Origin of the sequence: Terribacillus jepli (assembly GCF_047228925.1) — a bacterium.
In the GTDB taxonomy this organism is placed as follows: domain Bacteria; phylum Bacillota; class Bacilli; order Bacillales; family Amphibacillaceae; genus Terribacillus.
This window is the reverse complement of sequence record NZ_JBFEGH010000018.1, coordinates 44,533-66,930: the sequence shown is the minus strand read 5'-3', so window position 1 is coordinate 66,930 and position 22,398 is coordinate 44,533. Positions and strand designations below refer to the sequence as shown.

Sequence of the window (22,398 nt, the reverse complement as noted above, 5' to 3'; positions counted from 1 at the left end):
ACTTGCATGTATTAGGCACGCCGCCAGCGTTCGTCCTGAGCCAAGATCAAACTCTCCATGAAAGTGTTGATGCTTTGCGCTCGTTAGAGCTGACGTTGATCATAATGATCATGTCGTTTAGTTCGTAATTGGTTGTTTTGTTCAGTTTTCAAGAATCAAGTTGTTGCCGCTTGTTTCAGCGACTAGAACATCTTATCATGTCTCAATTGTTTTTGTCAACAACTTTTTATAAAAAACTTGATAATCTGTTTGGCGCGTTTTTTCGTCTTACCTTAGCGCCGTTTAACAGTATACGACCTATTTCGATATGCGTCAACAACTTTTTTCTATTAAACTTAAAAAGCAGCTCAGAGACCCTTGTATGAAGCTCTCTGGCTATTGGCAAATATCGACGTTTCCAGCTCTAATCAGCTTATTTTAGCATAAAAGAAAGCCCACTGTTAATAGAGCTCTCCTGGTTTTATCCATTTTCATTACGTATAGCTTTGATGATTTCCATCAAGATGACAGCTGCAAGGACAACCCCTGCGCTAATGGACCAACCCCTCCGACCGAAAGCTTCCGGAATCGAAAAAATACTACGCACTCCGGGCAATACGGTAATCCATTAAAGCAAGAATCAAATAGCTGTTGCTCCGAACACGTACTTGTTAGTACCTACTTTGATAATCGTCTGCGTGTTTGATCTTGCAGAAAATGAAGTGTCCTTGCCAGTATAAGCGTCGTAAACGCCATCGCTATTCCCATTCCAGTAGAATGCTGTAGCACCCCCTGTAACGTACCGCCGGAGAATATTCCTTCGTTTATGTTCCTGGGCTTTCGTTTCATTACATCAGGTTCTTCCTTCTCCATCCCCAGAGCCAGTGCTGGTAAGGAGTCGTTGATCAAGTTGATGAACAACAGTTGCCGAGCCGTGAATGGGTTAAGCATATTCAGGAAGACAGCGAAAAGAATAGCCAATCGTTTTTTTGACTTTATCAAATACTGTACGTCCATCTCCGACCGCGTTGATGAGGGAAACGAAATTATCATCCGCCAATACCATGGCAGCTGAATCCTTGGCTACATCCGTCCCGATTCCCATGGCAATCCCGATATCCGCCTGCTTCAATGCAGGTGCATCGTTCACACCATCTCCTGTCATCTCGGTGATGGCTCCTTTGTTCTGCCACGCCCGGATAATCCTGGTTTTGTTTTCTGGCGAGACACGAGCATAGACAGAGATACGACCCAGTTTCTCATCCAGCTCTTCGTCGGATAGCTTATCCAATTCCTTACCTGTCAGCGCCAGATCCCGTCTTCCATCAACCCGATTTCTGATTGTCAGGGCAGTCGTCTTATGGTCACCAGTTATCACGATACTCCGAATTCCAGTTGCTTCTGCACAAGCAGGACGATGACCATCGTATCCTTGAAAGTGGCAATGAACAGCTTCCATACCGGGTCCTTTTCCTTGCTTTTTAATTCATTGTATCCATCCGATTCCAGTCTCCGCTGAGCTTCCTCTTCCAATAATCCTTCTTTCGAGGTCCCAATTCCTCTTAGACTGCTTCTGCATCCATCCCGTGCGCCTTCACTTCATCGCTCCTTTCCAGTTTCTCTCCTATTTGTTTCCCCGAACTGACTGAAATGGAATCAACTTTTTTGTAAAAATGTTGTCATTTATATTAACAGATAGCAGACAAGCATCATGTTCGAGGACAGGCATGCATAGAATGGAACTACATTACGGGAGCAGCGAAGGGAATGATATGCATGCAGCACTTTTATGTATTCCGTTTCAACAAATGGAAAAGATGGGCATTCGTCGTGGCAGCAGCAATGTTCACGGCATTGATCATCTGGATGGAGACGAGCAGTTCATTATCCGTCTTTTCATCAAAGGAAAAGCCGGCAGCATTGACACAAGGGAGCAAGGATGAGCCTAATATCGCCCTCACCTTCAATATAAGCTGGGGAGATACACAAGCTATCCCTATACTGGATGAGTTGAAGGAACAGAATGTGAAAGCAACCTTCTTCGTCAGCGGCGAATGGGCGGAGCGTCATCCGCAGATCGTCGATCGGATCGTCGAAGATAAGCATGAACTGGGAATGATGGGATACCGCTACAAGAGCTATATCGAACAAGAGCCCGCTCAAATAAGAAAAGATCTCTCCTACGCGAAAGAGATTTTCCGTAAACTCGGGCACGAAGATATCGAATTGCTTCGTGCACCAGCAGGAGATTTCAATACCGAAATCATTCAATTGTCCGAGACACTTGGCTTGAAAGTGATCCAATACAGCGTGAATCCGCAGGACTGGCGCAACCCAGGCACGCAGCTTATCGTTGATGAAGTCATGGAAGAAGCAAGCAATGGCGATATCATCCAGCTGCATGCTTCTGATTCAGTCAAACAGACCGAAAAGGCATTGGAAACCATCCTGCCGGCATTGAAGAATAAAGGCTACCATTACGTGACCGTCAGTGAATTGATTGCCGGGGGATCTCCGGAACTGAAAGAAGTGAATTGATGCATAATCATTGCTCCTTGTGCGCAAAGTAAGTGTACTTACTATAGAGGAAGGAGCACGTGATTATGTTTGTAAGGTTAGTGCCGATCCTGATATTATCCCTGTTCGTGCTTGCTTCATGTACTGGCGGTCAAGCCGCAGAAAGCAGCCAGCCGGATTACGATACGACCAAGCAGATGGTCGCCGATATATTGAAAACAGATGAAGGCAAGAAGGCCATTTCGGAAGTGATGTCTGATGAGACGATGCAGGATTTGGTCTCATTGGATGCCAGCAAAGTAGAAGATGCCATCAATAAATCGTGGACCTCGGAAGAAGGGCAGAAATTTTGGAAAGAACGCTTTGAGGATCCGGAATTTGTCGCCGCCTTTGCGAAAAATATTGGGCCTGAGCAGAAAAAGCTCGTCAAAGATTTGATGAATGATTCCGATTTCCAAAAACAGCTTCTGCAGCTCCTGCAGGATCCAAAGGTACAAGAGCAAATGCTTAATGTCATGAAAAGCCAGGATTTCCGCAAAGAGCTGGAGAAGACCATCCAGGAATCAGCCGAAACGCCGATGTTTGAACAGAAGCTGATGCAAACTGTCCAAAAAGCGTTGGAAGAAGCACAATCTAAACAAAAAGAAAAACAATCTTAAATCGAAAGAAGCATTCCTTATCAGGTGCGAATAGTACAGGATAGCTTCAAAATAAAAATAGCTGAGAGCCAATCGCTCTCAGCTATTCCTTATTGCATATATTTTTCCAGGATCGCTCTCGCCAAGTCATCGTACGCATCTCCAAGCGGATGGTCCTCCTGGTAGACAGCCGGTGCAAAAACATCTTCTTCCTTGTAAGGCTGTGCCAGCGGCAAGCGGCCGATCACTTCAGTATCAAGTGCATCCGCGAGCTTGTCCCCTCCGCCTTGTCCGAATACATATTCCTTCTCACCTGTTGCTTGTACTTCGTAGTACGCCATGTTTTCCACGACACCAAGTATTTCATGCTCGGTGCGGATAGCCATCTGTCCCGCACGTGCTGCGACGAAGGCTGCATTCGGATGCGGTGTAGTGACGATGATTTCCTTGGAGGACGGCAGCATTGTGTGGATATCCAATGCGACATCCCCTGTTCCCGGTGGAAGGTCGACAAGCAAGTAATCCAGATCATCGCCCCATTGCACTTCCTTGAAGAAGCTTGTCAGCATCTTACCGAGCATTGGTCCGCGCCAGATGACCGGACCGTTGTCTTCTACGAAGAAGCCCATGGAAATGACCTTCACGCCAAAGCGCTCCACTGGTGTGATTTTGTCCTCGACAACTTCCGGCCGTTTCTCGATACCCATCATTTCCGGAACACTGAAGCCATATATGTCCGCATCGATGATTCCGACTTTGAAGCCGATTCGTGCCAGTGCCACTGCCAAGTTGACAGTTACAGTTGATTTGCCGACACCGCCTTTGCCGCTGGCGATGTTGATGAATTTCGTTTTCGTATCCTTATCCAGCAACGATTTCTGTTTACCGGATGATTGCGTTTGGCTGTAGCGCTCGACTATTTCTTGCGGAAGCTGGTCGAAGCGCAATCCTACTGTTGCAGCACCCGCACTTTTCAGGACATTGACAATTTCTTGCTGCAGCTGCATCTGTTCTGCTGTATTCGTTTTACCAACCAAGATTTTCACGCTGACATGCCGTTTCTCTTCTTTGATCCGGATATCAGCGATGGCGCCGGTTTCCCCCAGCGTCGTATGTAGAAAAGGATCTTCGATATCATTCAGAAGCTCCCGTACTTTTTCTTCTGTCACCATGTGAACGCCCCCTACCTAGCTTGTTCCGGAAAACGGTTTCCAGACTGCTTTTACCGTTAGTATAACACATTCTGAAGAAGGCTAGGCAAGCGGCGCTCTGTCATTCATCTTCCGGCATCTTCTCAGTTGTGTAGCGCAAGATACCTTCATAAATACTGAAGGCCATTTTGTCCTGATAAACGCTGTCCTTCAAAAGCTCCAACTCCCGCGGGTTCGACATGAAGCCAATCTCGACAAGCGCACCCGTAGGTTCCGTATGTTTCAGAAGGTACATCGTATTCAATGACAGCGGTACTCGTTTCGTATTCTCCAGATTGCGTTTGATTTCATCCTGGATGAATGTTGCCAACGCTTTACTACCTGTTCTATCTTCATTATAAAACGTCTGGGCTCCTGACCATTTGGTAGATAGCAATGCATTTGTATGGATGCTGATATAAAAGTCCGCTTCCTTTTCTTCAATAAAAGCCACTCGATTCCGGATATCCTCTGATTTCCGATTGGAAAGCCCTTTTGTATCTTCATCCGCAAGATCCACATCATCTTCCCGGGTTAAATAGACAAGTGCTCCACCTTGTTGCAAATAATCCCGCAACATTTGCGAAACCGCTAAAGTTATACCCGCTTCCTGCGTTCCATCTGCACCTTCTGCACCGCCATCCACACCGCCATGGCCCGGATCGATTACGATCGTCTTCCCGGCCAATGGCAAGGACCAGGAATGAGATGACTCTTCCGTCGTGACGATTTTCGGTACATAGTACGCGAGCAGCATGATAAACAGCGCAGCTGCTATTGCTCCTGCAATCCATCTTCTAGTCATTCATACTTCCTCCCATACCGCGCATTTGTACACTATATGGGACAACCATTCCGGATATACGCTCTTCTTTGGAAATCATGCCTGCACTGGTATAATGAAGCTAGCATCACCAAGTATGATAGAAAAGGACGTACAACATGAAATTCGATAATCAAACGAAACGCTTATACTTGAATGTAGGTATTTATATCGTGTTGGGTGGTTTGAGTGTTTTGCTCTACTTACTCCATGACAACTTGACCATTGTGGGTATCTGTTTGCTTGTCAGCTACTTGATCAGTTACGGTATCTCCAATTCACTTTTTCCTCGCAGCAAAGATACTTTCTACCCAAAGGATGAAAGGAAGTAGTTAGGTTGGCAAACTATATAATGGATTTACGTGAAGTGGTCGGCAAACGTCCGCTCGTCATGGCCGGTGCCGGTGTCATTGTCCGGAATAAGGAGGGCGAGCTGCTGTTGCAGCTGAGATCGGATACAAAGGATTGGGGACTTCCAGGTGGTGCGCTGGAGCTGGGAGAGTCATTGGAAGATACGGCCAGACGCGAGCTTTTCGAGGAAACGGGGCTGCACGCAGAACACTTCAGCTTTTTGCGAATGTGTTCAGGGCCAGAGTTCTATGCTCAGTATCCAAACGGAGACGAAGTGTACAATGTTATCTCTGTTTATGAGGCCAACGGCATTTCAGGCGAATTCGCCATGACTGATGGCGAAAGCTTAGACCTCCGCTATTTCCCGCTTGATGATCTACCTGAACTCAACCATATCACCCAGAAGATGCTTACAGGCTTACTCATTCCATAAAGGGGCACGATCATGACAAGAAAAACGTGGATGTACTTATTCATCATGCTGAGCGGTTTTGCAATCGGCATCTACAACAACTTCACCAACATCGGAACACTGCTGCTCATGACGGTGCTCATTGCAGCCGCAGTAATCATGATCCTTTTCAACATCAGTGTATGGCTTAAGAACAGACGACAAAAAAAACGATAGGAGTGTTTACCGTGAACCAAATCAATCTTATTTGTTTAGGCGTCAAAGACATGCAAGCCTCACTCGCTTTCTACCGTAATGGGCTGGATTTTGAGACAAGCGTAAAAGAAAACTCACCGCATATCGTATTTTTCAATAACAGAGGGACGAAGCTGGAACTGTATCCGCTTGAAGAATTGCAAAAAGATATCAATGCTGATAACCCGCCACAAGCAACTGCCGGATTCCCGGGATTTACACTAGCTTATAATGCCAAAACCGCGCAAGAAGTCGATTACGTGATTGACAAGGCGGCACGGGCTGGTGCCACGATCATCAAGAAGCCGCAGCGTGTCGATTGGGGCGGCTATAGCGGTTATTTCACCGACCCTGATGGGTATTATTGGGAAGTGGCATACAGCGAGCATTGGAAGTTCGACGAAAACAATATGCTGATCATTGATTAAAGCGAAAAGCCAGAAGCATGTACGCTTCTGGCTTTTTATTGCGGCTCGACATGGACATTGACCCAATAGACACCGTGTTCCCGTTTCAGCGTCTTCTCGACTGTCGTTGCCACATCATGGGCTTTCCGGATATCCAGGGTGGAGTTGACCAAGATTTCTGTATCGACAATGGTATTATTGCCATAGCTTCTTGCTTTCATTGTCTTTATGCCCTTTACCCCTTGAATTTGCATAATGGTTTCTGTATAAGCTGCCATCAAGGTTTCATCAAAACCATCGGTGAGCTGGTGGGAAGAGGAAGTGAAAATTTCCCACGCTGTCTTGCAGATAATCAATCCGACAATGATTGCTGCCAACGGATCCAGCCATGGCAAGCCTAGCTGGGAGCCAATAATACCAATAACCGTTCCGATACTCACAAGTGCATCCGATAGATTATCCTTTGCCGCTGCCTTAACAGATTGACTGTTTATTTTTGTTCCTAATCGCATATTGTACCGGTATACGAGGAACATGACGATTGCCCCGAATATGCCTGTCCAAGCCGCCATCATATCCGGCGCCTCATTGGAACCGTCAAACACATTCAATACCGCTGTATACAATACTTGCAGGCCGACCGTCATCATGATGAAGGAAGCAATGAGACTTGCTACTGTCTCAGCTTTCCAATGTCCGTATGGGTGATCGGCATCCGGTGGTTTCCGCGCCAACTTCAACCCGATCAGCACAGCAACAGAAGCCACGATATCCGTAGCATTATTCAAACCGTCCGCCCGCAATGCAGCCGATCCGCTTATGAATGCAATGATCAATTTTAAACAGGACAAGACAAGATAAGCACCGATACTGATATAGACTCCGCGCTCTCCCATCTTCAGTTCCTTGTATTTTTCATTTTCCAACGCCTCGTCAGCCCTTTCATTCCAGTTCCATCATCATATCAGTCAACCAACAGGTGGGTCTATAGCAACGTTTTTTCAAACTGCCATATGAATAGCCGCTAGCTAATAGTTTTTCCCTGAGCAAAAGTGCTGACAATTCCTAAAATGTGAGCTAATCAAACGATTGATCAAAATAGGCACCATCCGCCCATCCGCGCATAAGCTAGCGTGAGGAAGGAGCGATGATCAGTTGAATAATAATAATACTGTCATTGTCGAAGAGGAAAGATATGAGTTCATCGCAACAGTCATTTCTTATATAGGCTTGATTCTGACAGTGATTGGCGCAACGATTGCCCTGTATATTTCGTATGTCTCCTATAAAAGATCAATACAGAATGCTGGAAGCGGAGACGGATATGGCGCTGTTACAACTGCTGTTATTGCATAAGCATGAAGATGCCTCTTGTTTGCTACAATGGTAACAGAGGCTCTTTTTATGAAGAGTTTCGAAGGCAAGCCTAAGGAGGATGAAGTATGAAGGAAGACTTGGAACAACGCATCCGATTGCTCGAGCTCGAGGTAGAGAAAATGAAAGAGGAAAACAAACAATCCAAACACACCTGGATATGGGCCTTCGTTCCAATCCTTGCATTGTTAATCCCGATAGCTGCCATCTTTCGCGATACCTTCAATTAAAAAAGTAACTTCATTAGGCTGCTGTACTGCGCCTTCCGCTCTTGCCCGTCATACACTGGCACAGAAAGGAAGGTGTTTTTCATGCAAGAACAAAACCATACTCTTGTACCATATCAAGCTGACGAACAAGTTCAATATTCGTATCCGGTTTACACGGATGAATACCGACGTCGCCCGGGATTTGGCTTCGGTGGCTTCGGTCGCCCGGGATTCGGCTATGGACGCCCCGGTTTCGGATATGGCGCCCCATTCCTTGGTGGTGTCGTTGGTGGATTGATCGGCAGCAGTTTGCTTTATCCGCCTTATTATTACCGGCCACGACCTTACCCATACTATCCTTATCCATACCCATATTACAATTATCCTTATTACGGATACGGATATTAATATACGAAAGAGGGACGACACTCCCTCTTTTTATTTTTGTATCGCATTCAGGACCCTTTCAGTGATCGTTAGAACATCGTTTTCATCCCTTATGACGAATAGATAATCTGCCTCATCTGCTGAAGGCTCACTCGCTTCATTCATCTGCCTGTCCAAAACCTGCTCGAATCCCGGAACTGTCCAGAGTATGGTTGTGTCCCGGTTTCCTTTAGCTATCCGTTTCCTGAGCGTTATTTCAGGCAAGTCAAAGTAAGCAATGATAGTGGAGAATCCCTTGTTCCGGTACCTGCGATAGAGCAGCATTATCATTTAAAACTGAGGTATTTCCGCTGAATAAAGCATACCGATGTCTGCGGTATGCTTCCTTCAGTAACTGCTTCCCCTGCGGCTCACTTTCACAAATGCCGCGATGAGCATCAATACACCCGGCACGAGAAAGTATAATAGCACGCCATAAATGCCGACTGCTGCTGCCACAATCAGGAGAATTCCAGCGAGCACCGGTTTCCGCTCAATCAAGATAGCAGCGATGATACCAAGAATACCAGCTGCAATTCCAAGCAGTCCAAAGTTGCCTACTGTATACGAATCGTCGATTAAGGTGAAAAACATTGCGAGAAGTGAAGCGATGATACCGAAGATGCTTCCTACGGTTGCGACTGTTTTCATCAGAAAAACTCCCTCCTTTGCTGCATAATATCCCTATATCCCCCCATACCGAAGCTAAACATTCCGACAAAAAAAGGAATAAATCACTAGCTATGATCTATTCCTTCATCACATTCATCAAATATGCCGGATCATCAGAGAAGATACCATCCACTTCGTATTGGAGCATTCTCTTGGTCCACTCTCTTTCGTCACCTCGGTAATAAGCATGGATCTCCAATTCATGCTGGTGAATCAGGTCCACTGTTGCTTTATCCACGATTCCTGCATAAATCCCGACACCAAATGCCGTTTCTCTCAATGCTTGAAGATCCTTTTCATTCAGCTGCTCCACGTCTTTCTTTTTCAGCAGCTGTACAAGCGTAAGTTCCGGATCCAGTTCATGCAAGGTGCGAATGCTGTCTTTACTGAACGACTGCAGGATCACCTGATTCCTCGGGATAGCGTATTGCTCCAGTAATTGCAGTAATTCCTCCTCCATCACAAGCTCTCCTGCTTCATCCTCCCGTGTCTCGATATAATAATGCACTCCACTGCCATACCAATCCAGAATTTCTCCCAAGGTAGGTACCGTTTGCCCTTCTCCGGCATCGAGTGCCTTTACCTCCTCCAAGGTCTGCTCCTCGACCAAGCCCTTTCCGTCAGTCGTCCTATCGACAGTTTCGTCATGCATTGCAACCAGTTCACCATCCGCCGTCCTGCGCAAATCGATTTCAATATAGTCTGCCCCATCTTCCAGCGCCTGATTGTAGGCCAGAAACGTATGCTCAGGCTCGACGGCAGAGGCCCCGCGATGGGCGATGATCAATGGGGCATAATCAGGAACACCAGATGCTTCCGATTGAATCGAGGAACAGCCAGTCAGCAGCAATAGACCTGCCAATAAAAATGTAATAGATTGTCTCATACTGTTAACTTAATGGAGCTTGATATCAATTACCATGCAGCTAGTGTTAAGAATGAAAGCACGAGCTGATTACAATTTACATCGTCTTTATATTTGGGTAATGCGTATCGATGAATGAATGGAACACGCTGCATATTTGCCTTAATTTCCCTTGATCCATCATGGTCAAATCCAGCACATCGGCACTGATATATAACACGCGGTTTGCCGTATAGAACATAAGATTGGAACACTTGCGGCCTTGGGCGGTTTGCTTGCATAAAGCGTACACTTCCTGCGCTGTAATGTCCTTAACAGTAATACAGAAGTATCTTCTTTCCTCCTCATCCAGCAAGTTGGTCTCCTGCCAATTAGTGAGCTTGACCGCATCCTTTAAGCATTGCTTTTGCCACACTCGTTTTGAGCCTATATAATAACCGCCGATTCCCGTCATGTTTATGTTTTCATGCCCAGGAAAAACAGAGTGGATAAATTCCCGGAGAATAAGCAGATTGGAATGATTTTCGAAATGAGATGTGTCTATCCGCAAACGATGGGAAGCCGGCGTTTGAAAATAAATAGTGGAATCACTATCAAAAAAATCAAGCTGTTTAATGGAAAACTTCATGTATGGCTCCTTGTCTTTTATGTTATGTTGCTAGTAATGGAAGGAGGATTGTTATGACAGTATTCGAATGGATTCAGGGACAAGGTGTAAACTCATCAGATATTGATTTTATTGAGACAGTACTGGTGAATCAATCCGTTTACGAGTATGGCGGGATAAATGACACACAGCTGACGGACATCATACTGCGTAATTTCCCCCAAAAAATATGTCATCTCCGTCAACCTATGACACTATCTGGATTCGAGAAGCCGCTTGATTATAACAACATTTCCATCAATGGCCAGGAGACCGTCAGATATTGTCTCGATCAAGGATTATGTACAGCACTCTGTAATCGAATGCTGAATGATTAATCTCCAATGTTACTAAACCCTCACCTCATAGTGCAGTTCCACAAACTGATTGAACGACCTTTTCCGTTTCAAAGTAAGCTTCGTTTGATTCCCTTCCTTGAACAAAGGTATACCGCTGCCGAGAAGCACAGGGGCCACAGTAAGTATCAATTCGTCGACTAGCTGTTCCTGCATGAATGCAGACAACAGTTCCCCGCCACCCGCCATCCAGATATCCTTTCCTTCTTGCAGTTTCAGCTTATTAATGAATGATACGATATCATTCCGGACAAATTGTACATCCTCCGCATTCTTCATTTCTGAACGTGTGAAGACGTAACACATTTTATTTTGATAGGGAAATTGTTCTGCATGGTCCATTATCCAGTCATATGTTCTCTTTCCCATAAGCACTGTATCTACCGTTTCATAAAACTCGCTATAGCCGTTATCCCCTTCACCTTCCACAGAATAGAGCCAATCCAGAGAATCCTCCTTGGTTGCTATATAACCATCCAGACTTGTGGCAATGAATAGTACAAGCTTACGTTCGGACATAACAGAACCTCCCATATTTCTTTTTTTCAGTGTATCAAAGCACCACATAAATCGATAGACAAAAAAGACTCTCACCCAACCAGCTGAGAGTCTTTCGTCTGTATCCCCTAACGTTTTGAGCAATATATAGATAAATTTCAAGTATAGTGATTACATCATAATCCATTTATATCAATGTTTCTTGAAATTAAAAATATACAATAACATATGAACCAAAGTGGTTGATGTTAGTTGAATACTTTATCAACTTACTTTCCAGAATTCTGGGCGTTGTTTGTGCCACAACCGCCCCGTTGATTAAAGACTTGAGGGGATACGCCAACGATTCCTGTTTTTTCGGGCGATTTTAATCCAGTCGATAATACTTCAAAAGCTTCTTAATGGATCATTGTCATACCGGGAAAGACGATATTATCACTGGAGAAAAGTTATCGGCACATTCGGCCAAAATGGCCATATATTTTACGAATCGTTGCTACTCCCTAAATTGAGGCCTCACTCACTTTAACTGACCGTCAACGCCTACCGCTGAACCGTTTGATCGCTTCCTCGGTCACCGGCTCGAAGAGGTTAACGAGGTTGCCGTCGGGATCGCGGAACAGCACAGAGCGGTTCCCCCACGGCATCGTGGTCGGTTCCTTTACCCAATCATCAACAAACAGCTTCAAGCGCGCGTATTCGGCTTCGACATCGTCGACGCGGAATTCGATGATGACAGTCTGATTGTTGGCCGACACTACGGAACCAGCGCCGAATAGTTGCGACGTCTGAGAGTGACCGATTGCCAAGGTGCATGATGGCATAACGAGTTCGGCAAAAACTGGCGCTGGGCGCTCCGCCGAAACACCCATGACTTTCTCATAGAACTCGACGAGACGATCCACGTCGTCGGTGATGATGCGTACAGAAGCGAAATTCACAAGATATCATCCTTCCTATAATAAATATTACAATACCGTCCATATCATTTTGGGCCAGAACCAGCGAAACTTCCGCAAGGGCAAAGGAGCTGTAGTAAATAGGTGACAAAAAGTTCCAAGAACGATCAGTGTCGAAACAATTCACTTCATGCTGTAAGGGAAACCACTAAAATCAATGATGTCCTTTTCCATTTTGATTTTCGGAACTTTTCCCTTTCCTCAAACAGACCATTAGAAGGCCCGAATTAATCAGAAACTAGACCATCTGGTCCAACAACCATCCTTCCACGCCAGGTTGCGGCTCAATTGATCCAAAGTGTACCGCACTCGATGCAAGACATACTTCACATTTTTCTCCCACTCCTTTACGTTTACTTACTCCGATTATAAAAAAACGCTACTGACAACAGTATGTCAGTAGCGTTGTAATATTTTTTTAGCTTCCTCACGAATCCGATTTCGGAATGAATCTGGCTCCAATACAATCACATCCGCTCCCCATCCAAGCACCCATTGCAGCAATTCGTCCAGTTGACGAACGCGTAAGACCACATGCAATCCATCTTGATGCTCTTCTATATCCTCCATGTAATGATAGTTCGATTCCTTCACCTTATCTGCGATGTCATGGTTAAATCGAAGGCGAACTTGTAAGTACCGATCATCCAGAGGGGTATACTCCCTTAAGTTAAAATGCGACGGCAGTTCGAATCGTTCTTCCAGATCGATAAGTTCCGTCATACGGGACAAACGGAAATGGCGAATGTCTTGGCGCAGATAACATCGGGCCACGAGCATCCACGATCCTTGAACGAGCACCAATCCATAGGGAGCAACGGTACGAACACTATGCCGATTCCCCTCGGAATCTGCAAGTCTTTTTGCATAATGAAATCTGATCTTTCGCTCGTCTAATATCGCTCGACGGATCTTTTCTAGATATTCCTTTTCTTTTGACGGAGTGACCTGTTTATCGGAAATGAGCAAACGCATAGCCTTGCGTACACGAGATGTTTCATTGCGAACGCTCTCTGTTAGAACGGCCTCGATTTTGCAGCGAGCAGCTTTAGCCCTGACACGATAATCATCATCAAATAGTTGTTCGATAAAGTCCGTTCCAATCAGTAAGCTCACGACTTCTGGTACCGTGAAACTGATCGGCGGCAGAAAATAACCTTCCATCAAGGAATACCCTGTCCCAGGGGCTCCTATGATCGGCACGCCCGCTTCACTCAGCGCCTGAATGTCACGGTAGATGGTCCGCACGCTAGTTTCAAATAGGGTCGCCAAATCTTCGGCCCGTACAACTTCCTTGCGTTGCAGCTCCAGCACGATGGCTAACAAACGGTCTGTTTTGTTCATTGGTTGCCCCCCTTGAATGTTTATTGCACAATAAAAATACCACATCTTACATGGAAAAGATGATTTAGTGAATCTGTAGTTGTCGGGCATGGATATGTATTGGCATCTATGCTGGAATCTTTACAAAATACGGGCAAGGTTTCTGTTGGCGATATTCTGTTAACTGGCCCGATTGTTTAAGGCAGTTATTAATGAGAATCAATACGACCACACAGCGAACTTGATTGTTTCATGATTGGCCGACAAGTACGATAAACAATAAGATCTTTAATGAATTTCATCGAAAATCACTTTGTTTAAATTGTTAAGGAGTTGATAGAGAGGAACATCGTATCGGGCGCAAGTTTCCCTATTCAACAAGGCAAACATAAAAAGCCATCTAGAACTTCTCCAACAAAGAAAGAAGCACAGCTTTGGGGGCTTTAAGCAATCAACGGATTTAAAAACAACATTTCACGTTTAAGGATACGCATGCATCATTTGCTTGAGAGATATTGCCTATGTCTCAAAACGACTAGGACACATAGATCTTCAGACCACACAGAACTACTATCTGGAATTAATGCCAGAAAAAAAGCACCAGCAAGATGCTGATGCTTTAAATCTGTTGAGTTCTCTATCCAGTTGATATTTTGAACCAACTTGAACCAAAGATCTCTTGCAAACGTTGATGCAATAATAAATTGATTAACGTTTTGAGAACTGTGGAGCGCGACGTGCACCTTTAAGACCGTATTTCTTACGCTCTTTCATACGTGCGTCACGAGTTAGGAAGCCAGCTTTTTTAAGTGTTCCGCGGTATTCTGGGTCCGCTTCAAGAAGCGCACGGGAGATACCGTGACGGATTGCACCTGCTTGTCCTGTGAATCCACCACCCTGTACAGTTACAAGAACGTCGTAGTTGCCAGCAGTTTCTGTTGCAACTAGCGGTTGGTTGATGATTGTACGAAGTGTTTCGTATGGGAAGTAATCTTCCGCACTACGGTTGTTTACTGTTACTTGACCTGTGCCTGGTACTAGACGTACACGGGCAGTAGAGCTTTTACGGCGACCGGTGCCGTAGTATTGTACTTGTGCCACTATCGTTTACCTCCTTTTTATTATCCGCGAAGTGTGTATGCTTCTGGTTGTTGTGCTTGGTGTTTGTGCTCAGCGCCACGGTATACGTGAAGCTTTTTGATCATTTTACGTGCAAGTGGTCCCTTTGGAAGCATGCCTTTGATAGCAAGCTCTAGCATTTGCTCAGGGTATTTTGTACGCATTTCGTCAGCTGTACGCTGTTTCAAACCACCTGGGTGGTTAGAGTGACGGTAGTAGATCTTGTCAGCAAGTTTGTTACCAGTAAGTTCGATTTTCTCAGCGTTGATGATGATTACGTTGTCACCAGTGTCGGCATGTGGAGTGTAAGTTGGTTTGTGCTTACCGCGCAGGATAGCAGCAACTTCACTTGCAAGACGACCAAGCGTTTGGCCTTCTGCATCCACAACAAGCCATTTGCGTTCGATATTGCTTTCGTTCGCCATGAATGTTGTACGCATGTCAGTTCCTCCATTTTTTCGATTGAATCGTTCATTTATTATTCTACACAATTAGTCTTCCGGGGCTAATCGTGGTATAGAAATAAAATGCCATAAACCATAGTATATCATCACAGACCCACATGTCAAGGGCATGTAACACCCGAATGCGTTGTTTTACCAAAAAGTTTTCAGTAGTCCACTTTCCACAGGCACAGGCCGCTCGCGGCAGCGGTTTTACTCGCCAGCTGCCGGTCCTTCGACTCTAGTATTTTAGCCATGTCTTCCGCCTCTTTGCGCCCGTTTCCGATGTCGATCAATGTACCTGCTAAAATTCGCACCATATTATAGAGGAAACCGCTGCCCGTAAAAGTAAAGACAAGCATATCTTCCTGCTTTTCACATACTGCTTCATAGATGGTACGGATTTTATCCCCTTTGACACCTGTCCTGGCGGAGCAAAAAGCACTGAAATCATGTGTCCCTTCAATTGCTTTGATTGCCTGCTGCATCCTGGCAAGCTCAAGGTGATATGGCACATGATGTACATAATGACGCTTGAACACATCCTGTTCGGGAGCATTGTGCACAAAGTATTTATACTGCTTCCTCTTTGCGGTATAACGGGCATGGAAGCCTTCCTCCGCTTCCATTATATCTGTAATCCTCACATCATCCGGCAGCAAGGTATTGAGTGCCTTGCGCCAATTGTAATCTCCCATCCGCAGCTCAGTATCGAAATGGATGACCTGCCCCCTGGCATGCACACCTGCGTCTGTACGGCCTGATGCTTGGATCCTGATTGGCTGCCCTTTATGGATTTTCATAAGTGCCTTCTCCAGCTCACCCTGCACCGTACGGTTTTTTTCCTGGACCTGGAAGCCGGAAAAATGCGTGCCATCATAGCTGACTGTCGCCTTCATTCGTTGCGTCATCTTTGTAACTCCTAACTATAATCTCTCGTGATCAAGGCTGCAGCAACCACCACAATGAAAAGGATCAGTGCCGCAATATCCCGCTTCATCACGCGCAGTTCCCGTAGCTTCGTCCGTCCTTCCCCTCCGCGATAGCCTCTTGCCTCCATCGCCATAGCAAGCTCCTCTGCCCGCTTAAACGCACTGACGAACAAAGGCACCAGCAGCGGGATAACGGCCCGTATACGCTCCCTGAATGGGCCTGTGCGGAAGTCCACGCCTCTGGAGGCTTGCGCATTGGATATCTTTTCGGTTTCCTGAAGCAAAGTCGGGATGAAACGTAAGGAAATGGACATCATCAGTGCCAATTCATGTACGGGGAACTTGAATCGACGCAATGGTCCAAGCAAGGACTCGACTCCGTCGGTAATCTCAATCGGTGTTGTCGTCAGCGTAAGCAGCGATGTCAAAAGGATAAGCAAAAAGAATCGCAGCGAGATGACAGCTCCTTGCTCCAGTGCTCCGCTATAGATCGGCAGCCCGAATATATTCACTAATACAGTGCCTTCCTTTGTGACAAATAAGTGCAAGATAAAAGTAAAGACGATCAGGAACCATACCGGTGTCAATCCTTTGGCAATGAAACGCCATGGCACCTTCGTCAAGAGCGTACCCCCGACCGCAAATACTGTGAAAAGCGCATAACTAATGACGTTATTGGCAAAGAAGATGAAAATGACGTAAAAGAAGATGATCAGCATCTTGATCCGTGGATCCATTCGGTGAACAATGCTGTTTGTTGGAACATATTGACCGACAATCAATAGATTGTTCATTCTCTCTCACCTGCCAAATCCGCCAGCTGCTTCGCAAGCCTGTCGGTATCCTCGCCTTCATAAACGACCGTTTCACCAAAGCGCTCGGATGCTTTCTGAAGGAATTGAAATATCTCCGGCACATCAAGCTGTACTTGTTGAAGAGCCTGCCGCTGCTGGAATACTTCGACAGGAGGTCCTTCCATATACTTTTCCCCTTTATCGAGTACCAGCATATGATCAGCGTAGGAGAGCGCATCCTCCATACTGTGCGTCACCAATATCGTCGTCAGCTGCTGTTCCTTATGAAGCCGATGGAACATGTCCATGATCTCCCGCTGCCCACGTGGATCCAGTCCTGCTGTAGGCTCGTCCAGGACGAGAACACGCGGCCGAACTGCAAGCACACCTGCAATGGCCACGCGACGCATCTGACCACCGCTCAGCTCGAAAGGGGATCTGCTTAGCAAGGATAAATCCAAACCTACCGCTTCTGCACTTTCTTCTACCCGCTTCTGAATCTCTTTTTCCGGTACTCCGAAGTTACGCGGTCCGAAGGCGATGTCCTTCTCCACCGTCTCCTCGAATAGCTGATGCTCCGGATATTGGAATACGATGCCGACTTGTTTGCGGAGCTCTTTGGCTTGCTTGGGCTTCTTATTCGGCTCCAGTGTATGCCCGCCAATCCGTACGCTTCCGCTAGTAGGTCTGACGAGTCCGTTCAAGTGCTGCAGCAGGGTGGATTTGCCGCTGCCGGTATGCCCGACGATAGCGGTGAAGCTCCCCCCGGGCAGATGGAAGGATAAATCTTTCAGTGCCTTGTGCTCAAACGGGGAGTTTGCCTGATACGTGTAATCTACTTGTTCAAATGTAATGTCCATAGTGCATCCAACAACTCCTCGTGATCAATCGGCTCCTCAGCCAGGCTGATGCCCTGTCTCTCCAAAGCATGGGCAAGCTGTGTGACAAACGGCACATCCAAGCCAATCTGCTGTAATTCTGTCTGCCTTTTCACTAATTCCCTTGGTACAGTAGTCGTCCATATTTCCCCATCGTTCATCACCAGTACACGATGCGCCTGCATCACTTCATTCAAGTCATGGGTGATCGTAATCAAACCAAGCTGCTGCGCTGCTTGAACACGGTGAACAGTATCAAGTATTTCTTTCCTCCCAAGAGGATCGAGCATCGCAGTGGCTTCATCCAGTATGATGACGCTTGGAGAAATAGCCAATACACCGGCAATGGCCACCCGCTGTTTTTGGCCGCCTGATAAACGATATGGCTCGTGCAGTAAATAATCCTGCATCCGCACTTGTTCCAGTGAAGAAGTGATTCGATCCATCATCTCCGAACGAGGCACGCCACGATTTTCCAAACCGAAAGCTACGTCATCCCGCACAGTCGTACCGACGAACTGATTATCAGGGTTCTGGAATACCATACCTACCTGGCGCCTTATCTCCCAAATACTCTCTTCTTTCAGCGGTATTCCATTGATGAGAATTTCCCCTTCAGTCGGAAATAACAGCCCATTCATCAGCTTGGCAATCGTTGACTTGCCTGAACCATTATGTCCGATGATCGCCAGCCATTCCCCTGCTTTCACCTGGAAACTGACATTGCGTAGTACATAGGGCTGCTCCTCTTCGTAGCGGAAAGAAACATTCTTGAATTCAATCGCGTACATGCATTTCGTGCTCCTTCGTCATTACCCGACTATTTCCGGGGAAATACTTAAACGTGTCTGTCCGTTCCTGTCATTTCTATAGCTAGTATAAAGAAATCAGACAAAAAAGAAAAGCAAGCGCTCGTTAACGGCGCTTGCTTCGTCTGTAAAAGAAAAAAGGGCCGGAATACACCTCGTGGTAGAGATTTTCCTGCCCTTGTATTGCCTTATACTAATTCAATGATTGCCATAGCCGCACCGTCACCACGACGCTGTCCAAGTTTCAACACGCGTGTGTAACCTCCTTGACGTTCTTCATAACGTCCGGCAATATCGCTGAATAGTTTTTGTACTGCGTCTTGGTTCTCGTCTGCTTTAGTACCGTAAAGGAAAGCTGCAGCTTGACGACGAGCGTGAAGATCTCCACGTTTGCCAAGAGTGATCATTTTTTCTACTACAGAACGAAGCTCCTTCGCTTTCGCCTCCGTTGTTTCCAATCTTTCGTGAACGATAAGATCAGTTGCAAGGTTGCGCAAAAGCGCCATACGAGCATCAGTAGTACGTCCTAACTTTCTAGCCATAGGTTATCCCTCCCTTTCCTGGTGTAAAAATGCTCCGTTAGACGGGATCAGTCTTCTTTACGAAGACCAAGTCCTAAATCGATTAGTTTCTTTTTAACTTCTTCTAATGATTTACGTCCTAGGTTACGCACTTTCATCATGTCTTCTTCGGATTTATTAGCAAGCTCTTGTACCGTGTTGATACCAGCACGTTTCAGACAGTTGTAAGAACGGACAGACAAGTCCAATTCCTCGATAGTCATCTCAAGAACTTTTTCTTTTTGGTCTTCTTCTTTTTCAACCATGATTTCGGCATTCTGTGCTTCATCTGTTAGACCCACGAAGATATTCAAATGCTCCGTGTAGATCTTCGCACCAAGAGAAACTGCCTCTTCAGGTCGGATACTGCCGTCAGTGTAGACGTCCAACGTCAGTTTATCGAAGTTAGCCAGTTGGCCAACGCGCGTGTTCTCCACTTGATACGTCACTTTTGAAACTGGCGTAAAGATGGAATCGATCGGAATGACACCAATCGGCTGATCTTCATGTTTATTCTGATCAGCTGGACGGTAGCCACGGCCGCGTTCAGCCGTTAGCTTCATATGGAAATGAGCATTTTTGCCCAATGTCGCAATATGAAGATCCGGATTCAACACTTCCACATCACTATCGAATGTGATGTCAGCAGCGGTTACTTTCCCTTCACCTTGTACATCGATCTCCAACGTTTTTTCTTCATCGGAGTAGATTTTGAGAGCCAGTTTCTTCAAGTTCAAAATGATGGATGTCACGTCTTCTACTACGCCTTCAATCGTAGAGAATTCATGGAGCACGCCATCAATTTGAATGGATGTTACAGCAGCGCCAGGAAGTGAGGATAATAGGATACGACGCAAGGAGTTTCCTAGTGTAGTACCATATCCACGTTCAAGCGGTTCTACAACGAACTTTCCAAATGTAGCATCATCGCTGATCTCAACCGTTTCAATCTTTGGTTTTTCAATTTCGATCATTTATAAAGCCCTCCTTTAAAACGTCGAAACCCCGGTTAGAATCGCTCCTAACCGAAATTCCCCATATTGCGGTTCCCGTTTCTGCATCTTGACGATACGGTCTTACTGTATGACCTGATCGCTTTTAAGCTATCATAACCCATTATAGACACGGATACAAATTCTATACAGCAAGCAGGAAAAACTTATACGCGACGACGTTTTGGTGGACGGCAACCGTTATGTGGAACTGGAGTGACGTCACGGATCGCTGTCACTTCAAGACCTGCAGCTTGAAGGGAACGAATCGCAGCTTCACGACCAGCACCAGGGCCTTTAACTGTTACTTCCAAAGACTTCATGCCGTTTTCGACAGAACCTTTAGCAGCAGCTTCAGCAGCCATTTGTGCAGCGAATGGAGTAGATTTACGGGAACCTTTGAAACCAAGGGAACCTGAGCTGCTCCAGCTGATTACGTTACCTTGTACATCAGTAATCGTAACGATTGTGTTGTTGAAAGTAGAACGGATGTGAGCAATACCAGTTTCGATATTCTTTTTCACACGACGTTTACGAGTTTGTTGTTTACGAGCCATGTTCATTTACCTCCTTGCTTATTTTTTCTTGTTAGCGATTGTGCGGCGTGGGCCTTTACGAGTACGAGAGTTGTTCTTCGTTTTCTGACCACGAACCGGCAATCCGCGACGGTGGCGAAGACCACGATAAGAACCGATCTCAATCAAACGTTTGATGTTAAGGGATACTTCACGGCGAAGATCACCTTCAGTAGTGTAGCCGTCGATTGCCTGACGGATTCTGGATAGTTCGTCTTCTGTAAGATCACGAACGCGTGTATCTTCAGAAACACCAGCTTCTTTTAGTACGTTTTTCGCTGTAGTTTTTCCAATACCATAGATGTATGTTAGGGAAATAACTACGCGTTTGTCACGTGGAATATCAATACCTGCTATACGTGCCATTAGCTACGTGCACCTCCTTGTATTATCCTTGTTTTTGCTTATGCTTAGGATTTTCACAGATTACCATTACTTTGCCTTTACGACGAATGACTTTGCATTTTTCGCAAATAGGCTTTACAGATGGTCTTACCTTCATCATCTATTCCTCCTTTAGTATCGGAGCTAGTCAAATTATTTATAACGGTACGTAATACGTCCTTTAGTCAAGTCGTAAGGGGAAAGCTCTACCGTTACTTTATCTCCAGGAAGAATTCGAATGAAGTGCATACGAATTTTACCGGAAACATGTGCTAAAACGGTGTGGCCATTCTCTAACTCCACCTTGAATTGCGCATTCGGCAATGTATCGGTGACAGTTCCTTCTACTTCAATTGCATCATCTTTCGCCATCGGTCTATCTCCCTTCTTCAAATCTCTTCACGGTATGATTGACATAAGTAGATATCGCAAATCGCAGTTTACCATTGGTTACGCGACCAGCTTCTAGAAGGCTGCGGCGGACTTCCGGTGATACATAAGGCAGCAGATCCACATGGCGCAAAGCCTTGCGCTTCGGTGAATCAAACCTGCGTTTCTCCCCGTCGGCAAGCAACACAAAACGACTGTCAATTATTCGAATGACAATCGCAAGCTGGCCTGCTTCTCGCCCATGTACGATACGAACAACCTGACCGATCCGTGGACTTGCATCCGTTTCGCTCAAACATGATCACCTTCATCATAGCTTATTTCGAAGCTGTGCGTAAGTTAGCATTATATGCTGTAAACAAAGAGCATATTCTACCACTTTTCTGCCTGGAAGTCCAGGTTAGAAAAGCTGCATGTTAGGGAATCTATATTAAGTCCACAAATTGAATCACAATTTGTTTCATGATTGTTCATATTCAGCCTTGTCAATTAGCGTCAGGATATCAGTAAGGCTCGGTTCCGATGATGGAAGCTTGAACGAATCGCATATCGCAGATCGTTTCAACTCTACCACGAGGTCTATTATACTCTATCAAGGGACAGAATGCATCCTTACGCTAACTCAAGCCCAAAGAGCGATTCC

34 protein-coding genes, 1 rRNA gene and 1 pseudogene are annotated in these 22,398 nt (G+C 45.7%); 10 read left to right on the top strand and 26 right to left on the bottom strand.

What is annotated here, in order from left to right:
* The 3 genes and pseudogenes from AB1K91_RS17185 to AB1K91_RS17175 form a co-directional block, all read right to left on the bottom strand.
* Nucleotides 1-62 (bottom strand): 16S ribosomal RNA (locus AB1K91_RS17185); the annotation flags it as partial.
* A 398-nt stretch (nucleotides 63-460) separates the two neighbouring features.
* Nucleotides 461-1,384 (bottom strand): annotated as a pseudogene (locus AB1K91_RS17180) (HAD-IC family P-type ATPase); the annotation flags it as partial.
* Nucleotides 1,354-1,512, bottom strand: coding sequence for a cation-transporting P-type ATPase (locus tag AB1K91_RS17175; RefSeq protein WP_413091602.1), 159 nt, complete (start codon nucleotides 1,510-1,512; stop codon nucleotides 1,354-1,356). The gene AB1K91_RS17175 and the pseudogene AB1K91_RS17180, both read right to left, overlap by 31 nt.
* Nucleotides 1,513-1,755: 243 nt before the next feature.
* Between AB1K91_RS17175 and pdaB the strand changes: the two genes are divergently transcribed.
* Together pdaB and gerD are read left to right on the top strand one after the other, a co-directional pair.
* Nucleotides 1,756-2,517 (top strand): polysaccharide deacetylase family sporulation protein PdaB, encoded by a 762-nt coding sequence (gene pdaB / locus AB1K91_RS17170; RefSeq protein WP_413091601.1) that lies wholly within the window; start codon nucleotides 1,756-1,758, stop codon nucleotides 2,515-2,517.
* A gap of 65 nt (nucleotides 2,518-2,582) precedes the next feature.
* Nucleotides 2,583-3,155, top strand: coding sequence for a spore germination lipoprotein GerD (gerD, locus tag AB1K91_RS17165; protein WP_413091599.1), 573 nt, complete (start codon nucleotides 2,583-2,585; stop codon nucleotides 3,153-3,155).
* Nucleotides 3,156-3,244: 89 nt separating this feature from the next.
* Here the strand turns inward: gerD and AB1K91_RS17160 are convergent, their stop codons facing one another.
* Both AB1K91_RS17160 and cwlD read right to left on the bottom strand, forming a co-directional pair.
* Complete coding sequence (locus AB1K91_RS17160; protein WP_413091598.1) at nucleotides 3,245-4,306, bottom strand: Mrp/NBP35 family ATP-binding protein; 1,062 nt, start codon at nucleotides 4,304-4,306, stop codon at nucleotides 3,245-3,247.
* Between the two features lie 100 nt (nucleotides 4,307-4,406).
* Nucleotides 4,407-5,129, bottom strand: a complete 723-nt coding sequence (gene cwlD / locus AB1K91_RS17155; protein ID WP_093728538.1) for an N-acetylmuramoyl-L-alanine amidase CwlD — start codon at nucleotides 5,127-5,129, stop codon at nucleotides 4,407-4,409.
* A 137-nt stretch (nucleotides 5,130-5,266) separates the two neighbouring features.
* On the opposite strand from cwlD, the gene AB1K91_RS17150 reads away from it, so the two are divergent.
* The 4 genes from AB1K91_RS17150 to AB1K91_RS17135 are packed head-to-tail and all read left to right on the top strand — an operon-like array spanning nucleotide 5,267 to nucleotide 6,572.
* On the top strand, nucleotides 5,267-5,479 hold the full coding sequence (locus AB1K91_RS17150) for a hypothetical protein (protein WP_413091596.1): 213 nt from the start codon (nucleotides 5,267-5,269) through the stop codon (nucleotides 5,477-5,479).
* Nucleotides 5,480-5,499: 20 nt separating this feature from the next.
* The gene (locus AB1K91_RS17145; RefSeq protein WP_413091605.1) at nucleotides 5,500-5,931 is read left to right on the top strand and encodes an NUDIX hydrolase; all 432 of its coding nucleotides are present in this window, start codon (nucleotides 5,500-5,502) and stop codon (nucleotides 5,929-5,931) included.
* 12 nt (nucleotides 5,932-5,943) lie between these two features.
* The gene (locus AB1K91_RS17140) at nucleotides 5,944-6,126 is read left to right on the top strand and encodes a hypothetical protein (protein WP_413091594.1); all 183 of its coding nucleotides are present in this window, start codon (nucleotides 5,944-5,946) and stop codon (nucleotides 6,124-6,126) included.
* Nucleotides 6,127-6,137: 11 nt separating this feature from the next.
* Nucleotides 6,138-6,572, top strand: a complete 435-nt coding sequence (locus tag AB1K91_RS17135) for a VOC family protein (RefSeq protein ID WP_413091592.1) — start codon at nucleotides 6,138-6,140, stop codon at nucleotides 6,570-6,572.
* 35 nt (nucleotides 6,573-6,607) lie between these two features.
* Here the strand turns inward: AB1K91_RS17135 and AB1K91_RS17130 are convergent, their stop codons facing one another.
* Nucleotides 6,608-7,477: a cation diffusion facilitator family transporter gene (locus tag AB1K91_RS17130; RefSeq protein ID WP_413091590.1), complete on the bottom strand. Its 870-nt coding sequence runs from the start codon at nucleotides 7,475-7,477 to the stop codon at nucleotides 6,608-6,610.
* A gap of 229 nt (nucleotides 7,478-7,706) precedes the next feature.
* Here AB1K91_RS17130 and AB1K91_RS17125 point away from each other — a divergent pair, with 229 nt between their 5' ends.
* From AB1K91_RS17125 to AB1K91_RS17115, 3 genes are all read left to right on the top strand, one after another.
* On the top strand, nucleotides 7,707-7,907 hold the full coding sequence (locus AB1K91_RS17125) for a hypothetical protein (protein ID WP_413091588.1): 201 nt from the start codon (nucleotides 7,707-7,709) through the stop codon (nucleotides 7,905-7,907).
* An 86-nt stretch (nucleotides 7,908-7,993) separates the two neighbouring features.
* The gene (locus tag AB1K91_RS17120) at nucleotides 7,994-8,155 is read left to right on the top strand and encodes a hypothetical protein (RefSeq protein ID WP_413091587.1); all 162 of its coding nucleotides are present in this window, start codon (nucleotides 7,994-7,996) and stop codon (nucleotides 8,153-8,155) included.
* 81 nt (nucleotides 8,156-8,236) lie between these two features.
* A complete protein-coding gene (locus tag AB1K91_RS17115; protein WP_413091585.1) occupies nucleotides 8,237-8,542 on the top strand; it encodes a spore coat protein in 306 nt (101 codons plus the stop codon).
* Nucleotides 8,543-8,572: 30 nt separating this feature from the next.
* Here the strand turns inward: AB1K91_RS17115 and AB1K91_RS17110 are convergent, their stop codons facing one another.
* From AB1K91_RS17110 to AB1K91_RS17095, 4 genes are all read right to left on the bottom strand, one after another.
* Nucleotides 8,573-8,851: a hypothetical protein gene (locus AB1K91_RS17110; protein ID WP_413091583.1), complete on the bottom strand. Its 279-nt coding sequence runs from the start codon at nucleotides 8,849-8,851 to the stop codon at nucleotides 8,573-8,575.
* A gap of 57 nt (nucleotides 8,852-8,908) precedes the next feature.
* Complete coding sequence (locus tag AB1K91_RS17105; RefSeq protein ID WP_413091582.1) at nucleotides 8,909-9,211, bottom strand: hypothetical protein; 303 nt, start codon at nucleotides 9,209-9,211, stop codon at nucleotides 8,909-8,911.
* A gap of 97 nt (nucleotides 9,212-9,308) precedes the next feature.
* A complete protein-coding gene (locus tag AB1K91_RS17100; protein ID WP_413091581.1) occupies nucleotides 9,309-10,118 on the bottom strand; it encodes a glycerophosphodiester phosphodiesterase in 810 nt (269 codons plus the stop codon).
* 76 nt (nucleotides 10,119-10,194) lie between these two features.
* Nucleotides 10,195-10,725: a hypothetical protein gene (locus AB1K91_RS17095; RefSeq protein WP_413091580.1), complete on the bottom strand. Its 531-nt coding sequence runs from the start codon at nucleotides 10,723-10,725 to the stop codon at nucleotides 10,195-10,197.
* A gap of 53 nt (nucleotides 10,726-10,778) precedes the next feature.
* Here AB1K91_RS17095 and AB1K91_RS17090 point away from each other — a divergent pair, with 53 nt between their 5' ends.
* Complete coding sequence (locus tag AB1K91_RS17090) at nucleotides 10,779-11,081, top strand: hypothetical protein (protein WP_413091578.1); 303 nt, start codon at nucleotides 10,779-10,781, stop codon at nucleotides 11,079-11,081.
* 12 nt (nucleotides 11,082-11,093) lie between these two features.
* On the opposite strand, the gene AB1K91_RS17085 is transcribed toward AB1K91_RS17090, so the two are convergent.
* The 16 genes from AB1K91_RS17085 to AB1K91_RS17010 all read right to left on the bottom strand — a co-directional run bounded on the left by AB1K91_RS17085 (nucleotide 11,094) and on the right by AB1K91_RS17010 (nucleotide 22,050).
* The gene (locus tag AB1K91_RS17085; protein ID WP_413091577.1) at nucleotides 11,094-11,618 is read right to left on the bottom strand and encodes a dihydrofolate reductase family protein; all 525 of its coding nucleotides are present in this window, start codon (nucleotides 11,616-11,618) and stop codon (nucleotides 11,094-11,096) included.
* A gap of 515 nt (nucleotides 11,619-12,133) precedes the next feature.
* The gene (locus AB1K91_RS17080) at nucleotides 12,134-12,538 is read right to left on the bottom strand and encodes a VOC family protein (RefSeq protein ID WP_413091575.1); all 405 of its coding nucleotides are present in this window, start codon (nucleotides 12,536-12,538) and stop codon (nucleotides 12,134-12,136) included.
* A gap of 414 nt (nucleotides 12,539-12,952) precedes the next feature.
* Nucleotides 12,953-13,900: a helix-turn-helix transcriptional regulator gene (locus tag AB1K91_RS17075; protein WP_413091573.1), complete on the bottom strand. Its 948-nt coding sequence runs from the start codon at nucleotides 13,898-13,900 to the stop codon at nucleotides 12,953-12,955.
* Between the two features lie 687 nt (nucleotides 13,901-14,587).
* Nucleotides 14,588-14,980, bottom strand: a complete 393-nt coding sequence (rpsI, locus tag AB1K91_RS17070; RefSeq protein ID WP_038565267.1) for a 30S ribosomal protein S9 — start codon at nucleotides 14,978-14,980, stop codon at nucleotides 14,588-14,590.
* A gap of 20 nt (nucleotides 14,981-15,000) precedes the next feature.
* Nucleotides 15,001-15,438, bottom strand: coding sequence for a 50S ribosomal protein L13 (gene rplM, locus AB1K91_RS17065; RefSeq protein ID WP_095220661.1), 438 nt, complete (start codon nucleotides 15,436-15,438; stop codon nucleotides 15,001-15,003).
* 170 nt (nucleotides 15,439-15,608) lie between these two features.
* Nucleotides 15,609-16,352: a tRNA pseudouridine(38-40) synthase TruA gene (gene truA, locus AB1K91_RS17060; protein ID WP_413091570.1), complete on the bottom strand. Its 744-nt coding sequence runs from the start codon at nucleotides 16,350-16,352 to the stop codon at nucleotides 15,609-15,611.
* A gap of 11 nt (nucleotides 16,353-16,363) precedes the next feature.
* The gene (locus tag AB1K91_RS17055; RefSeq protein WP_413091569.1) at nucleotides 16,364-17,167 is read right to left on the bottom strand and encodes an energy-coupling factor transporter transmembrane component T family protein; all 804 of its coding nucleotides are present in this window, start codon (nucleotides 17,165-17,167) and stop codon (nucleotides 16,364-16,366) included.
* Nucleotides 17,164-18,027, bottom strand: coding sequence for an energy-coupling factor ABC transporter ATP-binding protein (locus AB1K91_RS17050; RefSeq protein WP_413091567.1), 864 nt, complete (start codon nucleotides 18,025-18,027; stop codon nucleotides 17,164-17,166). The genes AB1K91_RS17055 and AB1K91_RS17050 overlap by 4 nt, the downstream gene beginning before the upstream one ends.
* A complete protein-coding gene (locus tag AB1K91_RS17045) occupies nucleotides 18,003-18,836 on the bottom strand; it encodes an energy-coupling factor ABC transporter ATP-binding protein (protein ID WP_413091566.1) in 834 nt (277 codons plus the stop codon). Before AB1K91_RS17045 ends, AB1K91_RS17050 begins: the two co-directional genes overlap by 25 nt.
* 206 nt (nucleotides 18,837-19,042) lie before the next feature.
* Nucleotides 19,043-19,396, bottom strand: coding sequence for a 50S ribosomal protein L17 (gene rplQ / locus AB1K91_RS17040; RefSeq protein ID WP_093728558.1), 354 nt, complete (start codon nucleotides 19,394-19,396; stop codon nucleotides 19,043-19,045).
* A gap of 47 nt (nucleotides 19,397-19,443) precedes the next feature.
* Nucleotides 19,444-20,388: a DNA-directed RNA polymerase subunit alpha gene (locus AB1K91_RS17035; protein ID WP_413091564.1), complete on the bottom strand. Its 945-nt coding sequence runs from the start codon at nucleotides 20,386-20,388 to the stop codon at nucleotides 19,444-19,446.
* Nucleotides 20,389-20,573: 185 nt separating this feature from the next.
* Nucleotides 20,574-20,963: a 30S ribosomal protein S11 gene (gene rpsK / locus AB1K91_RS17030; RefSeq protein ID WP_093728560.1), complete on the bottom strand. Its 390-nt coding sequence runs from the start codon at nucleotides 20,961-20,963 to the stop codon at nucleotides 20,574-20,576.
* 18 nt (nucleotides 20,964-20,981) lie between these two features.
* Nucleotides 20,982-21,347: a 30S ribosomal protein S13 gene (rpsM, locus tag AB1K91_RS17025; protein ID WP_413091562.1), complete on the bottom strand. Its 366-nt coding sequence runs from the start codon at nucleotides 21,345-21,347 to the stop codon at nucleotides 20,982-20,984.
* A gap of 22 nt (nucleotides 21,348-21,369) precedes the next feature.
* The gene (rpmJ, locus tag AB1K91_RS17020; RefSeq protein ID WP_003156543.1) at nucleotides 21,370-21,483 is read right to left on the bottom strand and encodes a 50S ribosomal protein L36; all 114 of its coding nucleotides are present in this window, start codon (nucleotides 21,481-21,483) and stop codon (nucleotides 21,370-21,372) included.
* A 35-nt stretch (nucleotides 21,484-21,518) separates the two neighbouring features.
* Nucleotides 21,519-21,737 carry a translation initiation factor IF-1 gene (gene infA, locus AB1K91_RS17015; protein WP_038565240.1) on the bottom strand — a complete coding sequence of 73 codons (219 nt, stop codon included), beginning with the start codon at nucleotides 21,735-21,737 and terminating at the stop codon, nucleotides 21,519-21,521.
* Between the two features lie 4 nt (nucleotides 21,738-21,741).
* Nucleotides 21,742-22,050, bottom strand: coding sequence for a KOW domain-containing RNA-binding protein (locus AB1K91_RS17010; protein ID WP_093728562.1), 309 nt, complete (start codon nucleotides 22,048-22,050; stop codon nucleotides 21,742-21,744).
* Between the last annotated feature and the right edge of the window lie 348 nt (nucleotides 22,051-22,398).

Coding starts and splice junctions, on each gene's coding strand:
- infA (WP_038565240.1), bottom strand. CDS start 21,737: ATGGCGAAAGATGATGCAATTGAAGTAGAAGGAACTGTCACCGATACA.
- AB1K91_RS17090 (WP_413091578.1), top strand. CDS start 10,779: ATGACAGTATTCGAATGGATTCAGGGACAAGGTGTAAACTCATCAGAT.
- AB1K91_RS17120 (WP_413091587.1), top strand. CDS start 7,994: ATGAAGGAAGACTTGGAACAACGCATCCGATTGCTCGAGCTCGAGGTA.
- rpsM (WP_413091562.1), bottom strand. CDS start 21,347: ATGGCACGTATAGCAGGTATTGATATTCCACGTGACAAACGCGTAGTT.
- AB1K91_RS17085 (WP_413091577.1), bottom strand. CDS start 11,618: ATGTCCGAACGTAAGCTTGTACTATTCATTGCCACAAGTCTGGATGGT.
- AB1K91_RS17075 (WP_413091573.1), bottom strand. CDS start 13,900: ATGAACAAAACAGACCGTTTGTTAGCCATCGTGCTGGAGCTGCAACGC.
- AB1K91_RS17050 (WP_413091567.1), bottom strand. CDS start 18,027: ATGGACATTACATTTGAACAAGTAGATTACACGTATCAGGCAAACTCC.
- truA (WP_413091570.1), bottom strand. CDS start 16,352: ATGACGCAACGAATGAAGGCGACAGTCAGCTATGATGGCACGCATTTT.
- AB1K91_RS17055 (WP_413091569.1), bottom strand. CDS start 17,167: ATGAACAATCTATTGATTGTCGGTCAATATGTTCCAACAAACAGCATT.
- rplM (WP_095220661.1), bottom strand. CDS start 15,438: ATGCGTACAACATTCATGGCGAACGAAAGCAATATCGAACGCAAATGG.
- cwlD (WP_093728538.1), bottom strand. CDS start 5,129: ATGACTAGAAGATGGATTGCAGGAGCAATAGCAGCTGCGCTGTTTATC.
- AB1K91_RS17150 (WP_413091596.1), top strand. CDS start 5,267: ATGAAATTCGATAATCAAACGAAACGCTTATACTTGAATGTAGGTATT.
- rpmJ (WP_003156543.1), bottom strand. CDS start 21,483: ATGAAGGTAAGACCATCTGTAAAGCCTATTTGCGAAAAATGCAAAGTC.
- AB1K91_RS17115 (WP_413091585.1), top strand. CDS start 8,237: ATGCAAGAACAAAACCATACTCTTGTACCATATCAAGCTGACGAACAA.
- AB1K91_RS17140 (WP_413091594.1), top strand. CDS start 5,944: ATGACAAGAAAAACGTGGATGTACTTATTCATCATGCTGAGCGGTTTT.
- gerD (WP_413091599.1), top strand. CDS start 2,583: ATGTTTGTAAGGTTAGTGCCGATCCTGATATTATCCCTGTTCGTGCTT.
- AB1K91_RS17110 (WP_413091583.1), bottom strand. CDS start 8,851: ATGATAATGCTGCTCTATCGCAGGTACCGGAACAAGGGATTCTCCACT.
- rpsK (WP_093728560.1), bottom strand. CDS start 20,963: ATGGCTCGTAAACAACAAACTCGTAAACGTCGTGTGAAAAAGAATATC.
- AB1K91_RS17045 (WP_413091566.1), bottom strand. CDS start 18,836: ATGTACGCGATTGAATTCAAGAATGTTTCTTTCCGCTACGAAGAGGAG.
- AB1K91_RS17145 (WP_413091605.1), top strand. CDS start 5,500: ATGGATTTACGTGAAGTGGTCGGCAAACGTCCGCTCGTCATGGCCGGT.
- rplQ (WP_093728558.1), bottom strand. CDS start 19,396: ATGGCTAGAAAGTTAGGACGTACTACTGATGCTCGTATGGCGCTTTTG.
- AB1K91_RS17160 (WP_413091598.1), bottom strand. CDS start 4,306: ATGGTGACAGAAGAAAAAGTACGGGAGCTTCTGAATGATATCGAAGAT.
- pdaB (WP_413091601.1), top strand. CDS start 1,756: ATGCAGCACTTTTATGTATTCCGTTTCAACAAATGGAAAAGATGGGCA.
- AB1K91_RS17105 (WP_413091582.1), bottom strand. CDS start 9,211: ATGAAAACAGTCGCAACCGTAGGAAGCATCTTCGGTATCATCGCTTCA.
- AB1K91_RS17100 (WP_413091581.1), bottom strand. CDS start 10,118: ATGAGACAATCTATTACATTTTTATTGGCAGGTCTATTGCTGCTGACT.
- AB1K91_RS17035 (WP_413091564.1), bottom strand. CDS start 20,388: ATGATCGAAATTGAAAAACCAAAGATTGAAACGGTTGAGATCAGCGAT.
- AB1K91_RS17095 (WP_413091580.1), bottom strand. CDS start 10,725: ATGAAGTTTTCCATTAAACAGCTTGATTTTTTTGATAGTGATTCCACT.